The organism is Actinomyces sp. ZJ308 (genome assembly GCF_011752065.1).
GTDB lineage: Bacteria > Actinomycetota > Actinomycetes > Actinomycetales > Actinomycetaceae > Actinomyces.
Genome location: NZ_JAAIJY010000002.1, coordinates 1 through 22,494 on the forward strand (window position 1 = coordinate 1; position 22,494 = coordinate 22,494).

Annotated in this window: 19 protein-coding genes; 9 read left to right on the top strand and 10 right to left on the bottom strand. The window is 67.6% G+C overall.

All coding sequences use genetic code 11. The annotated features are described in order from the left end of the window. Nucleotides 1-208 precede the first annotated feature (208 nt). The 4 genes from HCR68_RS01005 to HCR68_RS01025 all read left to right on the top strand — a co-directional run bounded on the left by HCR68_RS01005 (nt 209) and on the right by HCR68_RS01025 (nt 3,871). The gene (locus HCR68_RS01005) at nt 209-841 is read left to right on the top strand and encodes a hypothetical protein (RefSeq protein WP_167145365.1); all 633 of its coding nucleotides are present in this window, start codon (nt 209-211) and stop codon (nt 839-841) included. Nucleotides 842-1,390: 549 nt separating this feature from the next. Further along, entirely contained in the window at nt 1,391-1,960 is a 570-nt protein-coding gene (locus HCR68_RS01015; protein WP_243858850.1) for a hypothetical protein, read from the top strand. A 608-nt stretch (nt 1,961-2,568) separates the two neighbouring features. Further along, the gene (locus HCR68_RS14510; RefSeq protein WP_347878287.1) at nt 2,569-3,009 is read left to right on the top strand and encodes a hypothetical protein; all 441 of its coding nucleotides are present in this window, start codon (nt 2,569-2,571) and stop codon (nt 3,007-3,009) included. A gap of 175 nt (nt 3,010-3,184) precedes the next feature. Continuing rightward, a complete protein-coding gene (locus HCR68_RS01025; protein WP_167145369.1) occupies nt 3,185-3,871 on the top strand; it encodes an SDR family oxidoreductase in 687 nt (228 codons plus the stop codon). A gap of 94 nt (nt 3,872-3,965) precedes the next feature. On the opposite strand, the gene HCR68_RS01030 is transcribed toward HCR68_RS01025, so the two are convergent. The 5 genes from HCR68_RS01030 to HCR68_RS01050 form a co-directional block, all read right to left on the bottom strand. Further along, a complete protein-coding gene (locus tag HCR68_RS01030; protein ID WP_167145371.1) occupies nt 3,966-4,268 on the bottom strand; it encodes a hypothetical protein in 303 nt (100 codons plus the stop codon). 141 nt (nt 4,269-4,409) lie between these two features. Continuing rightward, nucleotides 4,410-5,588 (bottom strand): hypothetical protein, encoded by a 1,179-nt coding sequence (locus HCR68_RS01035; protein ID WP_243858852.1) that lies wholly within the window; start codon nt 5,586-5,588, stop codon nt 4,410-4,412. 303 nt (nt 5,589-5,891) lie between these two features. Next, the gene (locus HCR68_RS01040; protein ID WP_243858853.1) at nt 5,892-6,869 is read right to left on the bottom strand and encodes a hypothetical protein; all 978 of its coding nucleotides are present in this window, start codon (nt 6,867-6,869) and stop codon (nt 5,892-5,894) included. 554 nt (nt 6,870-7,423) lie between these two features. Further along, a complete protein-coding gene (locus tag HCR68_RS01045; RefSeq protein ID WP_167145376.1) occupies nt 7,424-8,161 on the bottom strand; it encodes a hypothetical protein in 738 nt (245 codons plus the stop codon). A gap of 38 nt (nt 8,162-8,199) precedes the next feature. Next, the gene (locus tag HCR68_RS01050) at nt 8,200-8,583 is read right to left on the bottom strand and encodes a DUF4190 domain-containing protein (protein WP_167145378.1); all 384 of its coding nucleotides are present in this window, start codon (nt 8,581-8,583) and stop codon (nt 8,200-8,202) included. 247 nt (nt 8,584-8,830) lie between these two features. On the opposite strand from HCR68_RS01050, the gene HCR68_RS01055 reads away from it, so the two are divergent. After that, nucleotides 8,831-10,261, top strand: a complete 1,431-nt coding sequence (locus HCR68_RS01055) for a solute carrier family 23 protein (protein ID WP_167145380.1) — start codon at nt 8,831-8,833, stop codon at nt 10,259-10,261. Between the two features lie 332 nt (nt 10,262-10,593). On the opposite strand, the gene HCR68_RS01060 is transcribed toward HCR68_RS01055, so the two are convergent. Both HCR68_RS01060 and HCR68_RS01065 read right to left on the bottom strand, forming a co-directional pair. Then, entirely contained in the window at nt 10,594-11,163 is a 570-nt protein-coding gene (locus HCR68_RS01060; protein ID WP_167145636.1) for a LytR C-terminal domain-containing protein, read from the bottom strand. A 156-nt stretch (nt 11,164-11,319) separates the two neighbouring features. Next, nucleotides 11,320-11,658 (bottom strand): type II toxin-antitoxin system VapB family antitoxin, encoded by a 339-nt coding sequence (locus tag HCR68_RS01065; protein ID WP_126414496.1) that lies wholly within the window; start codon nt 11,656-11,658, stop codon nt 11,320-11,322. Between the two features lie 363 nt (nt 11,659-12,021). Here HCR68_RS01065 and HCR68_RS01070 point away from each other — a divergent pair, with 363 nt between their 5' ends. The 3 genes from HCR68_RS01070 to HCR68_RS01080 all read left to right on the top strand — a co-directional run bounded on the left by HCR68_RS01070 (nt 12,022) and on the right by HCR68_RS01080 (nt 14,488). Beyond that, nucleotides 12,022-13,032, top strand: a complete 1,011-nt coding sequence (locus tag HCR68_RS01070; protein WP_167145382.1) for a hypothetical protein — start codon at nt 12,022-12,024, stop codon at nt 13,030-13,032. Nucleotides 13,033-13,147: 115 nt separating this feature from the next. Beyond that, nucleotides 13,148-13,696, top strand: a complete 549-nt coding sequence (locus HCR68_RS01075) for a hypothetical protein (protein ID WP_167145384.1) — start codon at nt 13,148-13,150, stop codon at nt 13,694-13,696. A gap of 45 nt (nt 13,697-13,741) precedes the next feature. Further along, complete coding sequence (locus tag HCR68_RS01080) at nt 13,742-14,488, top strand: hypothetical protein (protein ID WP_243858854.1); 747 nt, start codon at nt 13,742-13,744, stop codon at nt 14,486-14,488. Between the two features lie 36 nt (nt 14,489-14,524). Here the strand turns inward: HCR68_RS01080 and HCR68_RS01085 are convergent, their stop codons facing one another. Continuing rightward, complete coding sequence (locus HCR68_RS01085) at nt 14,525-15,235, bottom strand: TetR family transcriptional regulator (protein ID WP_167145386.1); 711 nt, start codon at nt 15,233-15,235, stop codon at nt 14,525-14,527. A 474-nt stretch (nt 15,236-15,709) separates the two neighbouring features. On the opposite strand from HCR68_RS01085, the gene HCR68_RS01090 reads away from it, so the two are divergent. Further along, the gene (locus HCR68_RS01090) at nt 15,710-21,106 is read left to right on the top strand and encodes an acyl-CoA dehydratase activase-related protein (RefSeq protein ID WP_167145640.1); all 5,397 of its coding nucleotides are present in this window, start codon (nt 15,710-15,712) and stop codon (nt 21,104-21,106) included. 14 nt (nt 21,107-21,120) lie between these two features. Here HCR68_RS01090 and HCR68_RS01095 read toward each other — a convergent pair whose 3' ends face one another. Both HCR68_RS01095 and HCR68_RS01100 read right to left on the bottom strand, forming a co-directional pair. Beyond that, nucleotides 21,121-21,594 (bottom strand): septum formation family protein, encoded by a 474-nt coding sequence (locus tag HCR68_RS01095; protein ID WP_167145388.1) that lies wholly within the window; start codon nt 21,592-21,594, stop codon nt 21,121-21,123. A gap of 253 nt (nt 21,595-21,847) precedes the next feature. Beyond that, nucleotides 21,848-22,453, bottom strand: a complete 606-nt coding sequence (locus HCR68_RS01100; protein ID WP_167145390.1) for a septum formation family protein — start codon at nt 22,451-22,453, stop codon at nt 21,848-21,850. Nucleotides 22,454-22,494: the final 41 nt, after the last annotated feature.

The window sequence follows — 22,494 nt, forward strand, 5'->3', positions numbered from 1 at the left end:
CACGCAGCCAGGACTCAAGCACCTCCAGGTCACCCTCACGCACAACCAGTCCAGGAGCAGGTCTATTCGCCATACCCCCATCATCCTAAGCACCAACCACAAAACAACTAACGACACGCGACACTAGAGACACGCCATCCCTACCAAACCGACTCAGACACCCTCACCCACCGACTTTGCCGACCCCCTGGTGCGGCAGGGAGGATTGGTGATGGGCGGAATAAGAATTTCTAGTCGCCTTGCTTTGAAGTGGAGAGCGATTACCGTAGCGGTTGTCGTTCTAGTGTTGGCCGCATCCGGCATAATTTTTGTTCACTTCAGATATGTGTCGAGCGGCAAGATAGGGCAAGACAATACTGTTTCTGAGACCGTCTGTAGCGCATTTGATGTTCGCCAAGTTGAGCGAGCTTCAGGTAAGTCAGTAATATTTGAGAATTTTGGACGCTCTAGCTCATCTGAGTATGTCCCTGATCTGTCGTGCCAGTTGTCGCTCGATGGTTTTGGAGATGTCAAAATTGGGTACATTAATGCGCGTTGGTTTAGGGATGGTCCTTCCTCTCATGTGAGTGAGAGCGAGTTGCTAGACTTAGAAAAGTCTCATGGGTGGGCAATTGAAAAAATGGATCTTGGGCTAGATGGGAACTCCTACCTAGCTGTTTCTCCAAAACGTGAGTCTGTCGTCGCCTATGGCGCTTGGTACTCTTCGTCGGGGCGGACGTTTTCGGTGGCCGTATATAATTTAAGTGACACATCTATAACTGACGAGCAGATCAAGGAGGTCATCGATCCGTTGATGCGTTACTTAGTTTCCGCGGTCCAAGCGAAATTTCCTGTTACTTGAGTCGACTCATTTAACTTGGAGATAGTGAGGTTTATTCATGGGGTGTAGTTGAATGTGATTCCGAGGACTGCTGTGATGGTTGTCGGGAAGGTGTCTAGTGGTTTTCTGTAGCCGGTGTGCAGGGCGCGTCAGGTTGAACCGCTTCTGGGTTGGTGGATGCCGTGATGGCACGAAGGGTCGCTGGCATGGGACCTAAGGAAGTGCTCCGACGTGTTGCCGGCGCGGGCCATGAGGGTGGCCTTGGAGGCGCTGGCCGACCCGGCTTGGGTCAAGGGTGTGGTGCGCAGTATCGCTCTGGTGGGGCCGTGATGTTTTCGTGACATCGTTGTGTCCTGGCCGGTAGGGTCGGGATGTTCGTGTTGTGCCGGGGTGTGGTCTCGGCTTGATCGTGGAAGGTCTACCCCTATGAGTCGTCCCCCGTCCTACCTGCACCATCCCTCCGGTCGTCGCCGCCTTGCCAGCGCGCTGGGCGCGAGCCTGCTCGCCGGCTGCCTGGCCCTGGCGGGGTGCTCGTCGAACAGCTCGAAAGCCGGCGGCACCATCCCACCCATGAACAGTGCGGGCGCCGGCAGCGGCTCGACGGCATCGACTGCCGCCTCGGGTGAGGCATCGGCCGGTGCGAACACTGCGGGCTCGGGCCCGGTGACCGCCGAGTCCCTCTCCGACCCCGACCTGGGCTACACGGTGGTGTCCATCCCCGAGGGCCTGGACGCCACCCAGACCAAGGTCCTCCAAGGATTTATTGCATACGACAAACTGACCTGGAGGATATGGTCTACCGGAGAAGGGGTGGAAAATATATCAGAGGTTGCCACGGGAACTACTCGGAATGACGTTGTCCAAAATTATGCAGCGAGGGAGAAAGGTAGACTAGATAGGCCGCCTATGCGAGTCGCGGTCACTGAGGTGAATGTTGATCAAGGTGGGAGTGCGGCAACCGTAAAAGCATGCGTGGACTCAACCAAGGTGGTAACCATCGACTCCTCGGGGAAAGATGTCAGTAATCCGGAGAAGCAGGTTCGAGTGCTGGCCACGGAGGCTATGGTGCTAAGTCCTGAAGGGAATTGGTTAGCTAGCGATGAGTTTACCGAAAGCAACACGTCCTGTTCAGTAGATTGAAGTGTGGAGTGGCAGGAACGTCAAGCATGATGTACACTAAGGCGACGTATCTTCGGCACATATTGTTTCCTTTAGTTGCCGTTTTTCTCGCTACTCCAACAGCGGCAGCGTTAAAAGGTTCGACAGACTCTCGGGCTTCCGGGGTGGTGCGGGAAACTGGGAGCGGTGAGGGCGAGGTTTCCGCGCATGTAGAGGTGGGCTACTCATCTGCTGGCGGAGAGGGTGGTCCTACATCGTCGACTTCGGTGTCGCTGTCAGTAAAACCTTCATGCGGCTATATTCCAGGAGATACGGCTGCTCAGTTCGAGGAAAAATGGGGACTGACGGCGAATGCACCCACGAGCGGCGGCTGGGATAACGACTTAAAGCGGACTTATCCCAATTTTCGAGAACATAGGGGCGATGATACGGGGCGGTGGTGGAAGAGCTATTGCGACCGCAATGCATTTCCGGATGAGCTTACCTGGGCGCAAGAAGGGTCTGAGTTTATGAGCAATAATCCCCCGAACGTGTGGGTTCCTGAGGGACAATCAGCTCCTGCGCCATATATTTCACCTGCATGGCTGGCGGAAGTTGCTTGGCAGGCGGTGAAGATCCCGGCGCCGACGGTGGAGACGAATCCGAAGGTCGGGGACCGGGGCGCCACCCTGGTGGGGATGGACACCTGGGTGTGGGCCACCGGTAGCACGCCGAGGTCGGTGACCGCCACCGCCACGGCCGGTCCGACCACGGCGACGGTTACTGCTTCCTCCACTGGTTTGCAGCTGTCTGCTCCTGACGGGAAGGCCTCCTGCCAGGGCTTCGGTATCCCCTGGCACTCGGGGATGCCGGAAGGATCAAGCCCCTGCACGATCTCCTTCAACCGCAGCTCGGCCCACCTGGGCGGGACCACGCCGTTGACGGTGTCGGTGGCCTACTCCGTGTCCTACACCGGCTCTGACGGGGCCAGTGGGACCCTGCCGGGCCTGACCACCACCAGCACCGTGGACCTGCCGGTCGCCGAGGTCCAGACCCTGACCACCAACAGCAACAACCCACGCCAGAACTGAACCGACGGCGCCGGACAGCGCCCGGGCGGGGTGCCTCGCCGTCGGCGTCTGTTCCCCGGTTCGCCCAGGGCGGGAGGGGGTGCGTGCGGCGCGGGCGGGGTGAATGCTTGGGCACCACCCGGGGCTGAACGGCTGACCGGCTCCGGGCCAGGAACTCGCAGGAAGGGTGTCTCACATGTCCCGCATCGTCATCATCGGAGGCCACGGCAAGGTCGCGCTGCTGGCCGCCCCGCTGCTCGTGGAGGCCGGCCACGAGGTCGTCTCCATCATCCGCAACCCCGACCAGGCCGCCGACATCACCGCCACCGGCGCCACCCCGCTGGTCCTGTCCATCGAGGACGCCGACGTCGCCGAGCTCACCCGGGCCTTCACCGGCGCCGATGCGATCGTCTGGTCCGCCGGGGCCGGTGGCAAGGGCGGCCCGCAGCGCACCGACGCCGTCGACCGCGCCGCCGCGATCCGCTCCATGGAGGCCGCCGCCGCGGCCGGGGTCAAGCGCTACGTCATGGTCTCCTTCATCACCGCCTACGGCGAGGTCGCCGACGACCACCCGCTGCGCGCCTACGCCATCGCCAAGATCGCGGCCGACCGCCACCTGCAGACCACCGGCCTGGACTGGACGATCCTGGGGCCGGGCCTGCTGACCCTGGAGGAGCCCACCGGCGCCATCACGGTGGCGCGACTGGCCCCCGGCTCGGCGTCGGATAGCGGACGGACCTCGCGCGCCAACGTGGCTCGCACCATCGCCGCCGTGCTCGCCGAGCCGGCCAGCATCGGTAAGGTCATCCCCTTCTACGACGGCGATACTCCTATCGCCCAGGCCGTGGCCGACGTGCCCCAGGAGTACGCCGACCTGTCCTGACGCGGGGGCTCCGGATATCTGATGGATACGCTCCGGCCCGTGCTCACTCGATGAGCACGGGCCGGGTCCCGTCTCGGTGTCGACGGGGTGGGACTCACTTGCCGTCACTCATGGCGCCGGAGGTCGGGCTGTCAGACATCTTCCCGTCGCCCATCTTCCCGTCCGACATGCTGCCCGAGGTGGCGTTGTCGGACATCTTGTCGTCCGACATCTTCCCGTCTGCGGTCTTGTCATCGCTCATCTTGCCGTCGGACATCTTTCCGTCGCTCATCGTGCCGTTGGGGCTCGAGGTCTGCTCCATCTTGTCCTTGCCGGCGTCCGTGGAACCGCAGGCGGCGGTGCCGACGGCGAGGGCGGCAACGAGCAGGGCGGCGGACACGATCTTGCGAGTACGCATAAGAGACTCCTTGGTGACGTGGTCAGGTCAGTGGTGGCGCACCGGTGCGGTGAGCCGTCACCAGGAGTTCGGAGCCGGGCGCGAGCCGGATGGGAGCAAGTAAGTGACTCCAGTCACTCTTTAGGGGAGGGTGAGGCGGCTCTATCGCATGTAGGGGTGGTAGTCCCGGTACTGAAGGTGCTGAGAAGGCGACATCCCGGCCGGCGATGGCTGCGGAACTACGTGATTACGCCTGTCCGCGGAGGAACGGCGGCGCAGCATCACCGTCACCCCAACGGCGATGGCACCCAGCAGGATTGAGGCGATCCATGCCCGGACGTAGATGTACAGGAACCTATCCGTGTCAAGACTCGTCAGGCCGAGCACGGAACCGACGGAGGTCGCGGAAATACCGTGGATGAGGAGGATGTACATGTTTGCCAGGGCAACCATCATCGGCGCGATGCCGACGAGGTACGTGAACGCCGTCGGACGGAAAGGGCGGGACCCCATGTAGAGACTGACGGCGGCGATGGTGGCTGTCACGACCATCAGGATGATGCCGACGATCAGAGGGGCGCCACGGTACTCAGAGCTGATTGCGACCGTCATCCACAGGTTGACCGTGCGCTCGCTCAGCTCGGCTCCTCTCAGTCCGTACCGCAGAGCCGTCGCCAGCTGGTGGAGCATCCCCACGAGAACAAACAGGTTGACCGCCAGCCCGAGTGTGACCGGCCATGGCCGTGGGTCGGGGGTGTGCTGGCTCATGACGGTGGTGGCGATCGCGGCACCGCCGGTCGCCAGGAGGCACATGATGGGCAAGGGGGTATTGATGATGCTGTTGTTGAATATCAGGACGTCGATGAGCAGCGGCTGGAGCACCGCCGCTGCCATGACCGCGCTGGGGCGATTCTCGTAAATGGCTCTTATCGGAAGGAACACCAGCAACAACCACCAGGGGCCCAGGTTGATGATGATGTAAAAGATCAGCTCGATGACGAACTGCGCTGAGAAGCCCTGATCGGTGTGGAAAGCCGGATGCCTGGAGGCATCGATGAAGGCCCATATGATCATCGTTCCGCATGCGATGAGGGTCGTGATGAGGGCGATGATCCGGTCGCGTCTCCAGGGAGTGGACGTGAAGGCGGCGGCTTGGCGGACGGATCCGGGCGGCTGCGGCTGGGTGAACCGTTGTGGGGCGGCGGGGGCCGGGCCGGGGGAGGGGGCTGGGATGTATCTGGGGAAGCTTGCGGTGGGGCCTGTTGAGTAGGGGTCGGCGCCGGTGCTGTCGGTGGCGATGCGGTTGGCGGGTTGTCCGACGCTGGAGAGGTGCTGGGCCACCGGTTGCGTGGGAGCGGCTGCCTGTCCGTGATCCAGGTAGGGGTAGTCGGCCTGCTGTCGGCCTGAGGGTGGTGCCTGCTGGGCGAAGGCCGCGTAAGGCGAGGTCGAGGGGTTCGGTGAATGGGGCATGACGCCGTAGGGCTCGTTCGGCGCGTTCGCGGTGTTGCCCGACGACGCGGAGGCGGGAGGGCCCTGATGAGGAGGCTGGATCGGCTGCCGCATAGCAGCATTGTGCTCGCCCTGTCGGATGGTGTCGATGAGCTGAGGGGAGAGGAGCGCCGGCCTCGCAGCTCCTGAATGACCTCAGTACCTGCCTCCCGGGGGTGACTGAGGCTGGTGATGCTGCCTGAAGCGGCTCTGCGTGCCCCGGGTGCTCGGTGCGTATCCGGCGTGAGGGTGGTGTGGGCCGCCGTTGGCGGGTAGCGGGGTGGCAAGGCGCCGTCCCGCAACCAGGATCGAACCGATGAGAACGGCTCCGAAAACGAGGATCAGCGTCACTTCCAGCCCTGTCTCGGAGGGGGTGTACCAGTATTCACCGCGCGTGGGAAGTCCGTAGATGAGGATGACGAGCAGGTTGTAGAGGATCAGGGATACGGCGGCGATCAGGGAGGTCGTTCGAAATGCTCTGCCGGAGGGGGAGCGTATTCCCATGAAGAGGGCCGCGGCGGCAAGAGAAGTGATCGCACTGAATATCAGCAGTCCCGGCGCCAGGGGTACCCCTACTCCTCCTGAGTTCGACCATGTGAACCATACGCCAGCGGTGTACTGAGTGATGCTCCTTCCTTGTGAAATGGCTGCCAGGCTGAGGTGCCCGAAGCGCTGGACACTATTGATGAGTACGAACTGGCAAGCGCCCAGCGTCAGGGTGGCGGCCCACGGTTGTGGTTTCGGAAGGCGTTGGTTCAGGCGTGCGGTGAGAACCGCGCCGATGGTGGTGGTGATGAAGGAGAGAACGGTGGTGACATTCAGCGCGCCGGAGTACGGGTCACTGGATTCCTCGGTGAGCAGACTGAGGGTTCCTAAGAGGAACCACAGTGAGAGTCCTGTCATCTCGGAAACCGGTTGGTTGCGGAAGAAGCGGCGTAATGTGAAGTAAAGCCACCAGACTGTCGGCATGATGGCGAAGTACAGAACGCTGCGGATCACGAGGTTCACCCAGGTGGTGGCGCTTCCCATGGAGAGCTGGAAAATGATGAACACCGCGACCTGGAGGACGCAGCTCGTCAGGATCATGATCAGTGCCGCCGTCTTCTCACCGCGCCACGGCACAGGGCGTCCCACGCCGAGGGCCTGTGACGACGTCGTCTCTCCGCCCGGGTGGCCCGGCTGCGGGAGCCGGCCTCCGGTGGAGTAGCCCGGGGCCGTCACCGCCCCGCTCAGGTACCCGTGCCCGGAACTCGCATACTGCTGCTGATACTGCTGGTAGGGCTGGTACTGCGGCGTCTCGGCCGGACCGGTGAGGTAGTACTGCGGCGCCGGAGCCTGCGCGGATGGACCTGGGTACGGTTGCCCCGGGAAGGCGGGGCCTCCGGATGAGTGGTGAACCGCCTGGGGTGGGATCGCGAGCTGCCCCGGGGGCATGTAGGAGGCCTGATCGGCCGGCGTCGGCACCTGCCCGTAAGGCGCCCCGGTCGGTGGAGCGCCCACTGGCTGCTGGCCGTACGCGGCGTACGGAGAACTCGGCGAGCCCGGCGAGCCGCCGTGACCCTGTGGTGGCCCGGGATGCGGAGACGGGTATGTCATGGCGTGGTCCTGATGGTCGTGGCTGAGAAGTTCAACGAATCTCATCTCCCGCCCGGGTTCCGGGGCGTCAGGTGACCCGCCTGCCGGGCGAGTCAGTCGCGTGTGAAGTGCGAGACGAAGTTGCGGATGATCTGCCCGGCGTCGTGGGTCTCGGAGGACCGGGCCCGGGTGAGGATGTCCTCACTCATGTCCGGGTCACCGTACCCGGCCTCGTCATAGATGCTCACACGCCGCTCGAACCGGTCGGCGTCGAGCTCGGGGTTGAACTGGCAGGCGTAGGCGTTCCTGCCCACGCGAAGCATCTGGACGGGGCAGTCGGGAGAGCTCGCCAGCAGGGTCGCGTGCGCGGGAACCTCCCCGACGCCCTCGTAGTGACCGGCGAACACGGTGACGGCCTGCGGAAGTCCCTCCAGGACCGGGTCCTCACGGCCCTCCGCCGTCAGGAACAGGTCGACGGCGCCCAACTCCTCGCCGAACTCCTCGTGCGTCCCGGTACCCAGGTAGGCGGCCAGGACCTGGAGCGCGACGCCGGTGGCCAGCAGCGGGATCCCCTCCTTGAGGATCACCGCGAGCAGCTCGTGGATCTGCTCCTCGACGTGCCGCTGGCTGCGGGTCTTCTCCGCCGCGGGCGTGTCCGCGTTGTAGGGGCTGGCGCCGATGAGCACCCCGGAGACGTCGGCTGCGGTGAAGGACCCCAGGAAGTCGACCTCCTCCAGGGCGATGTGCTGCAGGTCCTCGCGCGACAGGCCGCTCTGAGCCAGGAAGGACTCGTACTCGTCCCGCGCCGCCTCGTGCTCGGGGCGCGTCGTCACCATGATGAAAGGCTTCACGGGACCACTGTAGGGGACCCGTCGGCCGGCTGGGGACGCTAGACCACGAGCAGTATGAGCACCAGGACGAAGAACCAGATGACGGTGGAGGCGCAGCCGAGGATGAGGCCCAGCCAGGCCATGCCCTCCCCGGAGTCATAGCTGTGGCGCAGCCGCCTCAGCGCCCCGAGGCCGAGGACGATCGCGACGACGCCGATGACGGGGATGACGCTGAGCAGCCCGCAGGCCATGGCGGCCGCCGCCCCCGAGTCGGTACGGGGGCGCGGGGCGGTGTAGCCGGGGCCGGAGAAGATCTCCGCGGGATTGAGGTTCTCGGTGCCGGGGAAGACGAAGCCCGGTGGGAGTCCGTCGACGTACTGCTCCGAGCCCGGGGAGAAGGGCGGGGCGCTGGCTCCTGGAGGTGCGGGCCGGGCGGTGCTCATGACGCCATCATGCCCGCCGGAGCCGGAGGAGGCATCGTTCCCGCGGAGGAGCCGGGTCAAGGCGGTCGAGGCGGTCGAGGCGCTGAAGGCATCGGGCGGCGGCCCGCTCCGGGGCTCCCGATCGGCACGGTCACCGACCGGGGGCTATGCTGAAGTCCCGGCAGGCTCTGCCGGGACCTGCCGAGCGTCTCGCCGGACCTTCCACGGGATGCTGTCACATCCCCATCGTTCAGGCAGGAGACCGTTCGTGTCCTCATCTCCGTCTCACGGCTGGCGCCTTCACGGCGACGGCCGGTCCATCGCTCCCGGTGAGGTCGTCGCTCCCGGTGAGCGTCTCACCTGGCCCCGCACGATCGGCATCGGCATCCAGCACGTCGTCGCCATGTTCGGCGCCACCTTCCTGGTGCCCCTGCTGACGGGCTTCGACCCGGCGACCACGCTGTTCTTCACCGGCGTGGGCACCCTGCTGTTCCTGGGGATCACCTCCGGACGCCTGCCCAGCTACCTGGGGTCCTCCTTCGCGCTCATCGCTCCCATCGGAGCGGTGACCGGCTACATGGCCGACGGCGGAGGACCCATCGACGCCCACAAGGCCTCCCTGGCCCAGGGCGGGATCATCGCGGCGGGACTGTCCCTGCTGCTCGTGGGCGTCGTCGTCCACCTGGCCGGGGCCGGCTGGATCGACCGGCTCATGCCCCCGATCGTCACCGGCGCGATCGTGGCCCTCATCGGCTTCAACCTGGCGCCCTCGGCCTGGAACAACGTCAAGCAGGCCCCGGTGACGGCGGTCGTCACCATCGTCTCGATCCTGGTCATCACCGTGCTGTTCAAGGGCATCGTCGGACGCCTGGCGATCCTCATCGGCGTGCTCATCGGCTATGCCACCGCGGTGGTGCGCGGCGAGGTGGAGTTCACCAAGGTCATCGAGGCCCCGGTCCTGGGCCTGCCGCACTTCCACGCCCCGGCCTTCGACGTCAGCTACCTGGGCCTGTTCATCCCCGTGGTGCTCGTCCTGGTCGCCGAGAACATCGGTCACGTCAAGTCCGTCTCGGCGATGACCGGGGAGGACCTCGACGACGTCACCGGTCGCGCCCTGTTCGCCGACGGCCTGTCCACCATGCTCGCCGGTGCGGGCGGCGGCTCGGGCACCACCACCTACGCGGAGAACATCGGTGTCATGGCCGCCACCCGTGTCTACTCCACCGCCGCCTACGTGGTGGCGGCGGTGACCGCCCTGAGCCTGTCCCTGCTGCCGAAGTTCGGGGAGATCATCGCGACCATCCCGGCGGGTGTTCTGGGCGGTGCGGCCACGGTCCTCTACGGCATGATCGGCATGCTGGGCGTGCGCATCTGGGTGCAGAACCGGGTGGACTTCTCCGACCCGGTCAACCTCAACACGGCGGCCGTGTCCATGGTCGTGGCCATCGCCAACTACACCCTGGCCTGGGACGGCATGACCTTCGAGGGCATCGCCCTGGGGTCGCTGTCCGCGATCGGCATCTACCACGCCATGCGCTGGATCTCGAAGGTGCGCGGCACCAACCTTGAGCAGGCCTCCCCGGCCTCGGCCCCCGCCGGCACCGAGCTGGAGGGCCCGGCCTACTCCAGCCGTGCCGCCCACGCACCCTCGGCCGCCTCCCCGGGGGCGGGCCCGACGCCGTCGAGCCCTTCGGAGTGACGGGCACCGAGCGGATTGCTGAGTGTCGCGGAGGGGCGCAGAGGCCTAAGGCTGCGCCAGTAGTCAGCGGATCAGGAGGTATCAGCGGGTAGGTGGTGCGGTTGCGTTGAGAGGCGGGTGCGGCGTCCTCGCGGTGACCCGTCAGCACTGCACGAGTGTCCGGGGTCTACTGGCTGGGAGGTGGGTGTACTCCACGTGGTCCGGAGCCCCGTGCAGTGCGGTCAACCCCTGGTCAGTACCGTCCGAACCTCGTGGAGTAGGGCGCCCGGAATCAGGCCGCAGGGTCCGCCACTCGCAGTCTCCCTGTTCCAAGCCGCTGTGGCGCTCCCCGCTCAGCCCTCCTTCTTCGTGGCATTGTCCACCGGGACGCAGTCGCTGGGGGCGGTGATGGGCTTGTCGGAGCCGATCAGCTTGATCTCGTCCGCGTTCAGCGCGTCCTTCAGGTACTCCTTGCCCAGGACCACCGAGACCGTGGAGTCGTTGTCGGCCAGGCTCTCATCGACCTGCACCGTGGAGCTGGGGAAGATCTGAGCCAAGGAGTAGGCGTTGGTCAGGCTGCCCTTGGAGGACAGGATCTGCACCTCGCCGTTGTAGATGCCCCCGGGCCAGTCGCTCGCGGAGGCGACGGTCAGGCCCGCTTCCTCCAGGTCCTGCTGAACCTCCGTCGCCAGGCCCACCGACTCGGAGCCGTTGTACACGTTGATCGTGAGCGTAGTGACGTCGACGGTCTTGGCGCCGGCGGGCGGGCAGGGCTGCGGCACGTAGGTCGCGGTGCTCTTGGGCTGCGAGAAGCCCGGGTTGTAGGCGGGCAGGACGCCCAGCGCCACCAGAAGGCTCACGGCAACCGCAACGACCATGACGGCCAGGATGGAGCCGATGACGGTGGCCTGACGGTGCTGCATGTGCCGCCGGTACTCGGTGCGCGGATCTGCGGGACTACTCACGCGATCCAGAGTAATGGACGACGGCGCTCACTGGGCGGTGGTCGGCCCGATGTGACATGGGACCGAGGCGGGTGCTGCGGCTACTGGCCGGCTACTGGCCGCCTCGGGCGGGCGTCAGGCGCTCGGCGGCGCTGGAGCGAGCCTCGGTGTCCCGTCCTCGGTGACCTCCAGGATGCGGGCGTGGATCGCGGTGCGTCCTTGCAGGGCGGCGCGCAGTGCCCGGTGCAGGCCGGTCTCCAGGTAGAGGTCCCCCTTGAAGGAGACGACGTGGGCGAACAGGTCGCCGTAGAAGGTGGAGTCGTCATCCAGGAGGCTGCGCAGGTCGAGAGTCGCACGGGTGGTGGTGAGATCGGCCAGGCGGATCTGTCGGGGCGCGATGACGGCCCACTCGCGCTGAGTGGTGACCCCGTGGTCGGGGTAGGGGGGCCTCTCTCGCACTGCCTTGAAGATCACGACAACATCCTAGTGAATGAACCGGCCTGAGGCGCACGGGAGCACCGTGGGCGGCCCAACATCCCGCTCACGCGCGGGGCTGGTGGGGCCCGGTGGGGAGCTCGGGTCCCACGGGGTCGGGCCGCCGAGCCGCTTGCCGAACCGTTATCTGTCTCACTAGTTGGAATGTGGTCTGCGGAACGATTGTCTCGTCATCTTGTTGTGATTGGCGTTATCACTACGAAATCTAGTGGTTCGCTGGGAACGTGGGACGTCTGATGCTGTCAGCGGGTTTTATGCCTGATTTCCAGACTGTTCCCCTCCTCTTCGGGGCTCTAGTACCGTGTTGGCTGCACCGACGTCGACCGAAAGGATGCCGCAGTCATGACCGCCACGGTCCGCCGAAGCGGCTTCACCATCCCCCTGTCCCTTGTTGTCCTCACCTCGACCGCCATGCTTCTGGCCGGTTGTCAGTCCGGTGGTGCGTCCAATGCCAATCAGCAGGGCACCGCGGGCTCGTCCTCGTCATCCTCTGCCAAGTCCCAGTCGACTGCCAGCGCCAAGCCGACCTCGGGGCAGAAGCCGGGACACGCCTCCCCTCGCATCCCGAGCCCCACGGGGAAGGGGACCGGCGAGTCGTCCGCGCCGCAGTCCTCCTCCGGCTCCAACGCCCGCCCGTCGAGTCCGCGTGCCAACGAGCCCCGTCCGGCCGCCAGCGGTACCGGCACCGACAAGGCCGCGACCCCCGGGAAGACGGACGCGCCGAGCGCCTCCGGCAAGCAGAGCGGCGGCGCCTCCAAGGCCCCCGAGACGAGCGGCTCCAGCGATCCTCAGGCCGGGGCCTCCCCGCAGGCGCAGCCCGCGGCTCCCCAGGCTCAGTCCTCACCCGAGCCCGCCTCGCCCGTTCAGCCGCCCGCCGACGGCTCCGGCAGCGCCGACCAGACGACCCCCGCGCCGGCGCCCGCTGAGCCGGCAGACCCCGCAACCCCGCAGGCCACGTCCTTCGTTCCGGACAACCTCGTCTCGGAGAAGACCGCCATGATCGTCTCGCCGTCGGGCAACATCGGCTGCGACCTGTCCGCCCACTTCGCGGGCTGCGGCGTGCTGTCCTACCGCTCCGACGGCACCTACGGCCAGGACGAGATGGGCTCGCCCAAGTGGTGGTTCGATCTGAGCAGCGGTGACACGCCCCAGCTCGGCGGCCGTGGCGAGGGCGCCTTCTCCCTGGACGAGTCCTTCCGTGGCGCCGGATCCTCGCCCCAGGTGATCGAGTACGGCCAGTCCGTCGCCTTCGGCTCCTGGGTGTGCAGCTCGGAGGAGACCGGCATGACCTGCCGCAACACCGAGACCGGCCACGGCGTCTTCCTCAGTTCCGCGCGCTACGAGACCTTCTGAGCCGGACCTGACCGGTTCGTGACCATATGCATGCATTCGCCCCGGTTTTCAGCCGGGGCGAACGCATGCGCCCGAGTCCATGTGTCGAGCCCGCTGGGACCAGGAAGGTGTATTCGTGGGTGAGCAGGTGAAGAGTCCCGAGGAGTCCGCGACCAGCGCCCTCGATGGCCTCGCGAGTCGGTGGGCCGCCTGGCTGCGTCGGACCGACTCGCTGGAGATGGTGGTGGAGATCGAGGCGCTGGGCGAGCGAGTCGCCTGCGCCAACCGGGTGCTGCGCAAGACCGGCCTTCGGCGTCGGCTCGAGTGGGTGGAGGGCGGTGTCCCCGATGAGCTCGTTCACGACGCCGTCGCCCTGCGGGACTCCACGACCCGCGCCGACGGCGCCGCCTGGACCTGGGCCTTCCTGTCAATCAGTACGCGCGACGGCGAGCTCACCACCGACTTCGACTACGAGCGCCGCCCCGACCTCGTCCCGCCGTGCACCCGTGACGACTGCGCGGCGGAGCTGAGACTCTTCCCCCGTGAGCTGGACCGACTCCCCGCCTGGATGGCGGGGCTCCGGTCCGACGACGCCCGGGACGCAGTACCCCCAACGGGCTCGGGAGGCGATGAGGATGCGGGGTCGCGGCGGCTGGTGGGCCGTCCTGCCCTGCAGCTCCGTTAGACGTTAGACCACTTCTCATCTCAGTCCGCCCAGAAGGAAGATCTCGTGTCCGATTCTCCGTACTCTCCCGGCGCCCCGATCAGTGGCGGTCACTACGGCGGCGACATGCCTCCGACGGCGGGCGCCGACGCCGCCTACGGCTACCCGCAGACTCCTGCCTACATGCCTTCCCCGCGGCCTCCGGTGCCGCGGATCGAGGTGGGCGACGCCGTGAAATGGGCATGGTCCAAGACCTTCGCCAACCCCCTCATCATCGCCTGGATCCCGCTGTCCCTCGCCGGCATGGGCCTGGTGGTGGGGGGCCTCCTCAGCCTGGTTGACGATGACTCGCTCAATGCCGCGATCGGGATCCCGGGGGTGCTGGTCTGGGCGCTGATCATGTACCTGGGGATTCAGAGCGCGGCCCTGCGGGTCGCCCGTGGGGAGAGAGTGACGTTGCGGTCCTTCGTCGCGCCGCCCAATGGTTTCGACGCGGCTGCGGCCCTCGTGCTCGTCGGACTCGCGAGCGTGGTCGCCTCACTCGTCCCCTTCGGTGGCGTGGTGGCCGGCTACTTCTTCTGGGTGACGGCGATGGCGGCCATGAATGAGGGCTGCTCCTGCTTCACGGCGATCGGCCGCTCGTGTCGCCTCATGAAACAGGGCGGGAACGCGCCCGTGGTGCTGCTCGTCCTCGGTGTGATCCATCTCGTCGGTATGCTGACCGCCGTTGGCTGGCTCATCACCGGTCCGATGGTCGCTCTCATGACGGCCTACGTCTACATGCGCATGTCCGGCGGTGACGTGGCGCGCTGACGCGGCCGGCGCCGCTCCGGGCCTCCGGCGGGCAGGTCATCTGGGATGCAGCGGGCCGGTGAGGTAGTGCTGGATCGTCGGCCCGACGACCTCCACCAGGTGATCGACGCTCGCGCTCGCGATCGGGTCGAGGCGCAGCACGTAACGGATCATGGCCAGCCCCACCAGCTGAGATCCGGCCAGGGTGGCCCTCTCACGCGCCGACACCCCCGACAGCCCCGACTGCTTGAGGGCCTCGGCCATCGGGACGGCGATCTGCTCGGTCGCGTAGCTCTGGATCGCCTCCGGGGCGCTGACATCCGTGGCCATCCACCGCAGCAGGGTGCGGAAGGTCGCCCCGCCCGCGGCGTCGTCCCAGGCGGTCAGTGACAGCCGCACGAGGCGGGGGCCGGCCGAGCGCAGGTCGCCGCTGACGGCGGCCGCGATCTCCTCGCTCGCCCGCACCCGCAGGTTGACGGCCGCTCCGAACAGGTCCCCCTTGGAGCCGAAGTAGTACGACACGAGCGCCGGATCCACCCCGGCCGTGCGCGCCACCGCCCGGATCGTCGTGCCCTCGTAGCCCTGCGCCAGGAAGGACTCGCGCGCGGCCTTCAGGATCGCCTCTCGTGTGGAGGGCGTCTGGGTGCTGCCGGTCTCCGGCCGACGTCGCGGCCCTCGACGGCGTGCACGGCCGGGACGGGCGGGCTCGAGCGTCTCCTCCTCGGGCACGGCGCTCGGCTGCGGCGCGCTGACGGCATCACTGGTCACTCCAGGAGATTACGAGTGCCGCCGTCGCTGGTCGGGGGCGCCCCGGCGGAAACCGGGGAAGTTCCGGGAGAACACGGCACTTGAGCGAGGTCGAGGGGCGCGGCGGTATGTGACGACCGCCCTATTTTTAGAGAACACTATCGGTGCGATATTCAACGTCGTTCAGATTCTCGGTGTGAGCGGCATGGCTGCGATGGGGGTCTTGCGCGTCATCCCGCCAAGAAGCGCGGCGGGCGACGAGGGTGGAGGGAGGGTATTTCAACGCCGTTGAGGCTGGTGGGGTGTCTCGATACGGTGGTGCCCAGCCCACATCGCCGTCGGCTCACAGGGGGCCGGCGCAGGTGCCCGCCGAGGTGAAGCATGTCCGTTCCCGATCCTGTCTCCAGCGTGCGGAAAACCGACTCCTCCGTGGCCGCGGGACCGGCTGCGCAACCGACGGCGCCGGTGCCCGGCGGTACCTCGAGGGTCCTGCGGATGGGGCTGGACATCGGCTCGACCACCATCAAGCTCGTCCTCCTGCCCGAGGTAGCTTCGGGTTCTCAGGCCGAGTCGGCGCCTCCCGTGTCCCCCTTGTTTGCTGAGTACCGTCGCCACAACGCGGACGTGCGCGGCGAGCTGACCCGGCTGCTGGGGGAGCTCGGCCGGGCCTACCCGGACGCCGTCGTGCGCGGGGCCGTCACCGGCAGCGCCGGCCTGTCCCTGGCCACCCTCATGGGCCTGCCCTTCGTCCAGGAGGTCATCGCCGAGACCGAGACCGTGCGCGCGTGCGACCCGCAGGCCGACGTCATCATCGAGCTCGGCGGCGAGGACGCCAAGATCACCTACCTCCACCCCACGCCGGAGCAGCGCATGAACGGCACCTGCGCGGGCGGCACCGGCGCCTTCATCGACCAGATGGCCCAGCTCCTCCACACCGACGCCGCAGGGCTGGACGACCTGGCCTCGCGTTACACGACGCTCTACCCCATCGCCTCGCGCTGCGGCGTCTTCGCCAAGTCCGACCTCCAGCCGCTCATCAATCAGGGCGCAGCCGGGGAGGACCTGGCCGCCTCCGTCCTCCAGGCCGTCGTCACCCAGACCATCGCGGGCCTGGCCTGCGGGCGCCCCATCCGCGGCCACGTCATGTTCCTGGGCGGGCCGCTGCACTTCCTGCCCCAGCTGCGCGCCGCCTTTGAGCGGACCCTGGCCGATCAGGTCGACTCCTTCACCTGCCCCGACAACGCCCAGCTCTACGTCGCCATCGGCGCCGCCCTGCTCTCCTCGGGGGAGCCGACGCCGATCTCGGAGCTGTCCACCCGGCTGGCCACCCGCAAGGCCCTGTCCCTGGGCACCTCCCGGATGCGCCCGCTCTTCCGCGACGACGCCGAGCTGGAGGCCTTCCGCGAGCGCCACGCCCGCGCCCGTATCGAGCGGGCCCCCTGGCCGGTCCCCGCCGAGGCCGCCACGGGGACGGCCGAGCCGAGCGGTCCGGACGACGAGCTCGACGACCATCTTGACGACCATCTCGACGACGAGGTGTCCGCTGCGGCGTCGGCGCCGGGGGCGAGCGGGACCGCGGAGCACCGCGACGGCGACTGCTTCCTGGGGATCGACGCCGGCTCGACGACGATCAAGGCCGTCGTCCTGGACGCGCGCGGGCGGATCGTGTGGGAGCACTACGCCGGCAACGAGGGCGACCCGGTGACGGCCGCCGTGGAGATCCTGCGGCGTATCCACCGCGAGATCCCGGACGGGGTGCGGATCGTGCGCTCCTGCGTCACCGGCTACGGGGAGTCCCTGGTCAAGGCGGCGCTGCGCATCGACGAGGGCGTGGTCGAGACGATGGCGCACTACCGGGCGGCGGCCTACCTCAACCCCGGGGTCACCTCGGTCATCGACATCGGCGGCCAGGACATGAAGTACCTGCGCATCAAGGGTGACGCGATCGACTCCATCAGCGTCAACGAGGCCTGCTCGGCCGGCTGCGGCTCCTTCCTGCAGACCTTCGCCCGCTCGATGGGCCTGGAGATCGGCGAGTTCGCCGAGGCCGCCCTGCACGCCGAGCGGCCGGTGGACCTGGGCAGCCGCTGCACCGTGTTCATGAACTCCTCGGTCAAGCAGGCCCAGCGCGAGTCGGCCACCGTGGGGGAGATCAGCGCGGGGCTGTCCTACTCGGTGGTGCGCAACGCCCTGTACAAGGTCATCAAGCTCAAGGACGCCGACCAGCTCGGCGAGCGCGTCTCGGTCCAGGGCGGCACCTTCCTCAACGACGCGGTCCTGCGGGCCTTCGAGCTGCTCACCGGCCGGGAGGTGGTGCGCCCCGACGTCGCCGGCCTCATGGGCTGCTTCGGTGCGGCCCTGAGCGCCCGGGCCTCATACGCCGGCGTGCCCTCGGGCCTCATGAGCCTGGGCGAGCTCTCCCGCTTCAGCCTGACCACCGAGACCGCCACCTGCAAGCTGTGCCAGAACCACTGCCAGCTGACCATCACCACCTTCAACGACGGCCAGCGCCACATCTCCGGCAACCGCTGCGAACGGGGCGCCACCCAGGAGCGGCGCGCCACCAAGTCCGACCTGCCCAACCTCTACGACTACAAGTACAAGCGGGCCTTCTCCTACCGGCGTCTGCTGGAGGGCGCGGCCACGCGCGGGGACATCGGTATCCCCAGGGTGCTGGGCATGTACGAGAACTACCCCCTGTGGTTCACGGTGCTCACCTCGCTGGGCTTCCGCGTCATGATCTCGGGGCGCTCCAACCACGAGCTGTTCGAGTCGGGCATGGACACGATCCCCTCGGAGAACGTCTGCTACCCGGCCAAGCTCGCCCACGGCCACATCGAGGCCCTCATCGCCAAGGGGATCACCACGATCTGGTTCCCCTGCGTCTTCTACGAGCGCGAGCTCGTCCAGGGCGCCGCCGACCACTTCAACTGCCCGATCGTGGCCACCTACCCCGAGGTCATCCGCAACAACGTCGAGGCCGTGCGCGACGGCAGGCGGGAAGGGCCCGACGGCGTCGAGGGAGCCGCTGGATCCGGTGGCTCAGGCGTGCGGATGCTCGCCCCCTTCCTCAACCTGGCCGACCCCGCCACCCTGGCCGAACGGCTCGTCGAGGTTCTCGCCGACTGGGACGTCACCCTGCCCGAGGCCCGCCGGGCCGTGGCCGCGGGCTTCGCCGAGGACGCCGCCTTCAAGGCCGACGTGCGCGCCGAGGGCCGCCGCGCCCTGAGGTGGATGGAGGAGCACGGCCGCAAGGGAATCGTCCTGGCCGGGCGGCCCTACCACATCGACCCCGAGATCAACCACGGCGTCCCCGACGTCATCAACACCCTGGGCCTGGCCGTCCTGTCCGAGGACTCCCTCCTGCCCGAGCCCGACGCCGCGGCGACCGGCCCGACTGAAGCGGCGAGTCCCGGGGCCGGAACTGAGGTGCCCGCTGAGAGGTCCGGTGAAGCATCCGCGGAGGCATCCACCGGGTCCGTCAGTCCTTCTGCCGCCGGCTCCCGAGCGGCTCGGTCCAGGTCCGGTGGCGACCGAGCCTCCGGCAAGACGGCTGCCGAGACCACCGGGGAGCCCGGGAAACCCGGGGGGAGCGCGGAGAGCGGTGAGGACGGGAAGGCCGGGGCCGGCAAACGCCCGGCCCGGCCCAAGAAGCCCAGGAAGCCCAAGAAGACCGACTGGGCCGCCATCGCCCGCCAGGCCGGATCGCCGCCCGCCAAGGACGAGGCCCAGGCCCCCGACCCCGGCGACGGCGCCGAGCACGCCGTCGCCACCGGGGCGCTCAGCCGGGCCGTGGCCGCACTGCGTCGTCGGGTGGGCCAGACAGGGACCGACCCGCAGGCACCCGCCGACTGGTCCGACGTCACCGGCGTCGGCCTGCCCACCCCCGAACCCGTGGCCACCCCGGGCGTCACCCCGCACCTGCGGGTGCGCGACCAGTGGGCCTACCACTCGCGCCTCTACCAGGCCGCCGAGCTCGTCACGACCCGTGACGACCTCGAGCTCGTCCAGCTCAACTCCTTCGGCTGCGGCGTCGACGCCCTGACCACCGACCAGGTCCAGGAGATCCTGGAGTCCGCCGGGGGCGTGTACACCAGCCTCAAGATCGACGAGGTCTCCAACCTCGGCGCCGCCACCATCCGCCTGCGCTCCCTGGCCGCCGCCTCCGAGGCCCGCGCCGCGGACAAGGCCGCCGGGAAGGCGACTCACGTCGAGGAGGCCACTGAGGGGACCGCGTCTGAGGACGACCTGGAGGGCGCCGCCGTCGAGATCGACACGACCGCCCCCGCCGAGGGGCCCACCGAGACGACCGCCGGTCGACCCGCAGGGAAGAGCACCGAGAAGGCTGGGGGCGAGCCCGCTGAGAAGACCGTCAACGCTGCCGGCCGGCCCGAGGCGGGCGCCGCCGGCAGCACCGCCGGGGCTCGAGAGCTGCCGGGGGCCACCGGCCCGGTCTTCACCGAGGCCATGCGCGCCACCCACACCATCCTCATGCCCCAGATGAGCCCCGTGCACTTCCGGCCCCTGGAGCCGCTCATGCGGCGCCTGGGCTACCAGGTGGAGCTGCTGGAGTCCGCCAGCCGCGACGACCTCGAGGTGGGGCTGCGCTACGTCAACAACGACGCCTGCTTCCCCGCCATCATGGTCATCGGCCAGCTCATCGGCGCCTTCACCGACGGCAGCCACGACCCCGACGCCTGCGTCGTGGCCATCTCCCAGACCGGCGGCATCTGCCGCGCCACCAACTACGCCGCCATGCTGCGCAAGGGCCTGCGCGAGGCCGGCTACCCGCAGGTGCCGGTCGTGGCGATCTCCCTGCAGGGCATCGAGTCCAACCCCGGATTCGAGCTGACCGCCACCATGGGGCTCAAGATGCTTCAGGGCATCATCATCGGCGACACCCTCAACACCTGCCTGCTGCGCGTGCGCCCCTACGAGGCGGTCGCCGGCTCCACCCAGGAGCTCGTCGAGCGCTGGAACCGCATCATCGGCGAGTACTTCGAGCACCGGGGCCGCTCGGCCACCTGGGGCGGACGCATCGGCTACCGCCGCCTGCTGCGGGAGATGGTCCGCGAGTTCAACGACCTGCCCCGGCGCGACGGGCCCCGCCGCCCGCGCGTCGGCGTCGTCGGCGAGATCCTCGTGAAGTTCCAGCCCGACGCCAACAACCACGTCGTCGACGTCATCGAGGCCGAGGGCTGCGAGGCCGTCGTCCCCGGGCTCCTGCCGTTCTTCCTGTCCGGGCTGGTGACCGCCCAGTGGGAGGCGCAGGCCTACGGCATCGGCAAGGAGTCCGTGGCCAAGAAGAAGGCGGCCGTCTGGTTCATCGAGCAGCTCCAGGCTCCGGCCCGAGCCGCGCTGCGCGCCGCCGGCGGCACCTTCGACGTCGAGCCCTCCACGGCCGAGCTGGCCCGCAAGGCCTCGAAGGTGCTCTCGCTGGGCAACCAGGCCGGCGAGGGATGGCTGCTCACCGGCGAGATGATCGAGCTCATCGAGCACGACGTGCCCAACATCGTGTGCTGCCAGCCCTTCGCCTGCCTGCCCAACCACGTGGTGGGCAAGGGCATGTTCCGAGAGGTCCGACGCCGTTACCCCCGGGCCAACATCGTCGCCATCGACTACGACCCCGGCGCCAGCGAGGTCAACCAGCTCAACCGCATCAAGCTCATGATCTCCACCGCCCTCATGGCGCAGGACAGCACCGGGCCGGGGGAGCCCGAGCAGGCGGACGGGACCGGTGCCGTCGCGGCCGAGGACGAGCAGCGGGGCGGAGCGAGCAGCGGCACGACGGGCGAGGAGCTGCTGGCGGGGCTCGGGCCGGTACCCGACGGGACGCCGTCGTCCCCGGATGTCGCCGGGGACCGGCGTCGTCAGCGGATCCGGGCCCGCTGAGAGAACCGGCGGGGCTATTTCTTGGAGTTCTTGGCCGAGCCCTTGACCTCCGACTTGTCACCCTGGGCGACGACGCAGCTGATCTTGCGGTCTCCCTTGGCCCAGGTGTCGTCGCTGGGGGAGAGGTACTCGATCTGGTAGCCGGAGCTGGCGGCGTCGACCCCGACGTACTTGGTGAACTCCTCGCCCTGGCAGAAGCCCTCGCCCAGGGACTTGATCGAGCCCTCGTTGGGAAGCTTGTCGACGTCGTCGGGGAAGGTGGTCTGGGCGATGACCTCGTAGGTGTGGGCCTTGGCGCAGTCGACCACCGTGACCTCGCCGACCGGGTTGTTCCCGCCGGCCTTGTTGCTCACGGTGTTGTAGCAGTTCCCGACCTCGAGGTCCTTGGTGGCGGTGGAGGTGCCCGAGGAGAACAGGCTGCAGGAGGACAGTCCCATGGTCAGGGCGGCGGCGACTGGAAGAGCGAGGAGCGTGGTCAGGGTGCGCATATACCGAACCGTAACAGTCACAATGGCGGGATTGTGCCGGTTTTCCGCGGGATTCTGATCGCGGGTGGGGTGCGGTTGAAAAATCCGGGATGAGGACCGGGTGGCGACGTGAGACGGAGAGACGGAGAGTCGCCACCCGGCCGGAGTGGGTGGCAGGACGGGGAATGCCAGGTGAGTCAAGGAGTGAGCCGTTGCTCCCGGACGGCGGCCCGCCTGCCGATTGAGATCCTGTGTCCTGCTCGACGAGGACAGACTAGGAGTTCTTGATGGATTTGTTCAATGGGGAATCATCCTCGTTCTGGGCGAAGCAGGTGAACTCGTGATCGCCCTGATCCCACGAGGACTGCATGGGGGTCAGAGCGGCCACCATATAGTTCTCGGCCTTGGAGGGCGACCCCACATAGGACTGCAGCAGCGGCTCGCAGACCGTGGAGATCTCCTCGGGGGTGTTCGACTCGGCGTAGCTGGAGGCGGTGGACTGAGCCGTTCCAATCATCTCGTACTGATGCGGGGCGGAGCAGTCGACAACCTTCGCCTCGCTGGTGCCCGTCCGGCCGCCCCTGGTCTCGTCGACCATCTCGCTGACGCAGTCGCCGGTCTTGAGGTCGCCGATGGAGACGGTCCTGCCGTCGGCGCTGGCGCTGGAGCCGGCCTTGGATGAGGGGGTGGCCGAGGCGTCGTCGGAGTCCTCGGAGTCCTTGGAGTCCTTGTCCTTCGTGGAGGCGGACGAGTCGGAGCTGCTTGACGACGAGGAGTCCGTGGGCGTGGTGCTCACGGACTCCTCGTCACAGGCGCTGAGGCTGAGGGCGAGCAGGAGTGCAGTGGGGAGAGCGATGAGGGCAGAGGTTTTCGTGCGCATGGGTTAACCGTGGCAGGAGCGCGTCGTCGCGTCGATGGGGA

Bases quoted from the DNA above. Each gene is read 5' to 3' on its own strand.
- HCR68_RS01015 (WP_243858850.1), top strand. From the start codon at position 1,391: ATGAACAGTGCGGGCGCCGGCAGCGGCTCGACGGCATCGACTGCCGCC.
- HCR68_RS01025 (WP_167145369.1), top strand. From the start codon at position 3,185: ATGTCCCGCATCGTCATCATCGGAGGCCACGGCAAGGTCGCGCTGCTG.
- HCR68_RS01030 (WP_167145371.1), bottom strand. From the start codon at position 4,268: ATGCGTACTCGCAAGATCGTGTCCGCCGCCCTGCTCGTTGCCGCCCTC.
- HCR68_RS01050 (WP_167145378.1), bottom strand. From the start codon at position 8,583: ATGAGCACCGCCCGGCCCGCACCTCCAGGAGCCAGCGCCCCGCCCTTC.
- HCR68_RS01060 (WP_167145636.1), bottom strand. From the start codon at position 11,163: ATGCAGCACCGTCAGGCCACCGTCATCGGCTCCATCCTGGCCGTCATG.
- HCR68_RS01070 (WP_167145382.1), top strand. From the start codon at position 12,022: ATGACCGCCACGGTCCGCCGAAGCGGCTTCACCATCCCCCTGTCCCTT.
- HCR68_RS01090 (WP_167145640.1), top strand. From the start codon at position 15,710: ATGGGGCTGGACATCGGCTCGACCACCATCAAGCTCGTCCTCCTGCCC.
- HCR68_RS01095 (WP_167145388.1), bottom strand. From the start codon at position 21,594: ATGCGCACCCTGACCACGCTCCTCGCTCTTCCAGTCGCCGCCGCCCTG.
- HCR68_RS01100 (WP_167145390.1), bottom strand. From the start codon at position 22,453: ATGCGCACGAAAACCTCTGCCCTCATCGCTCTCCCCACTGCACTCCTG.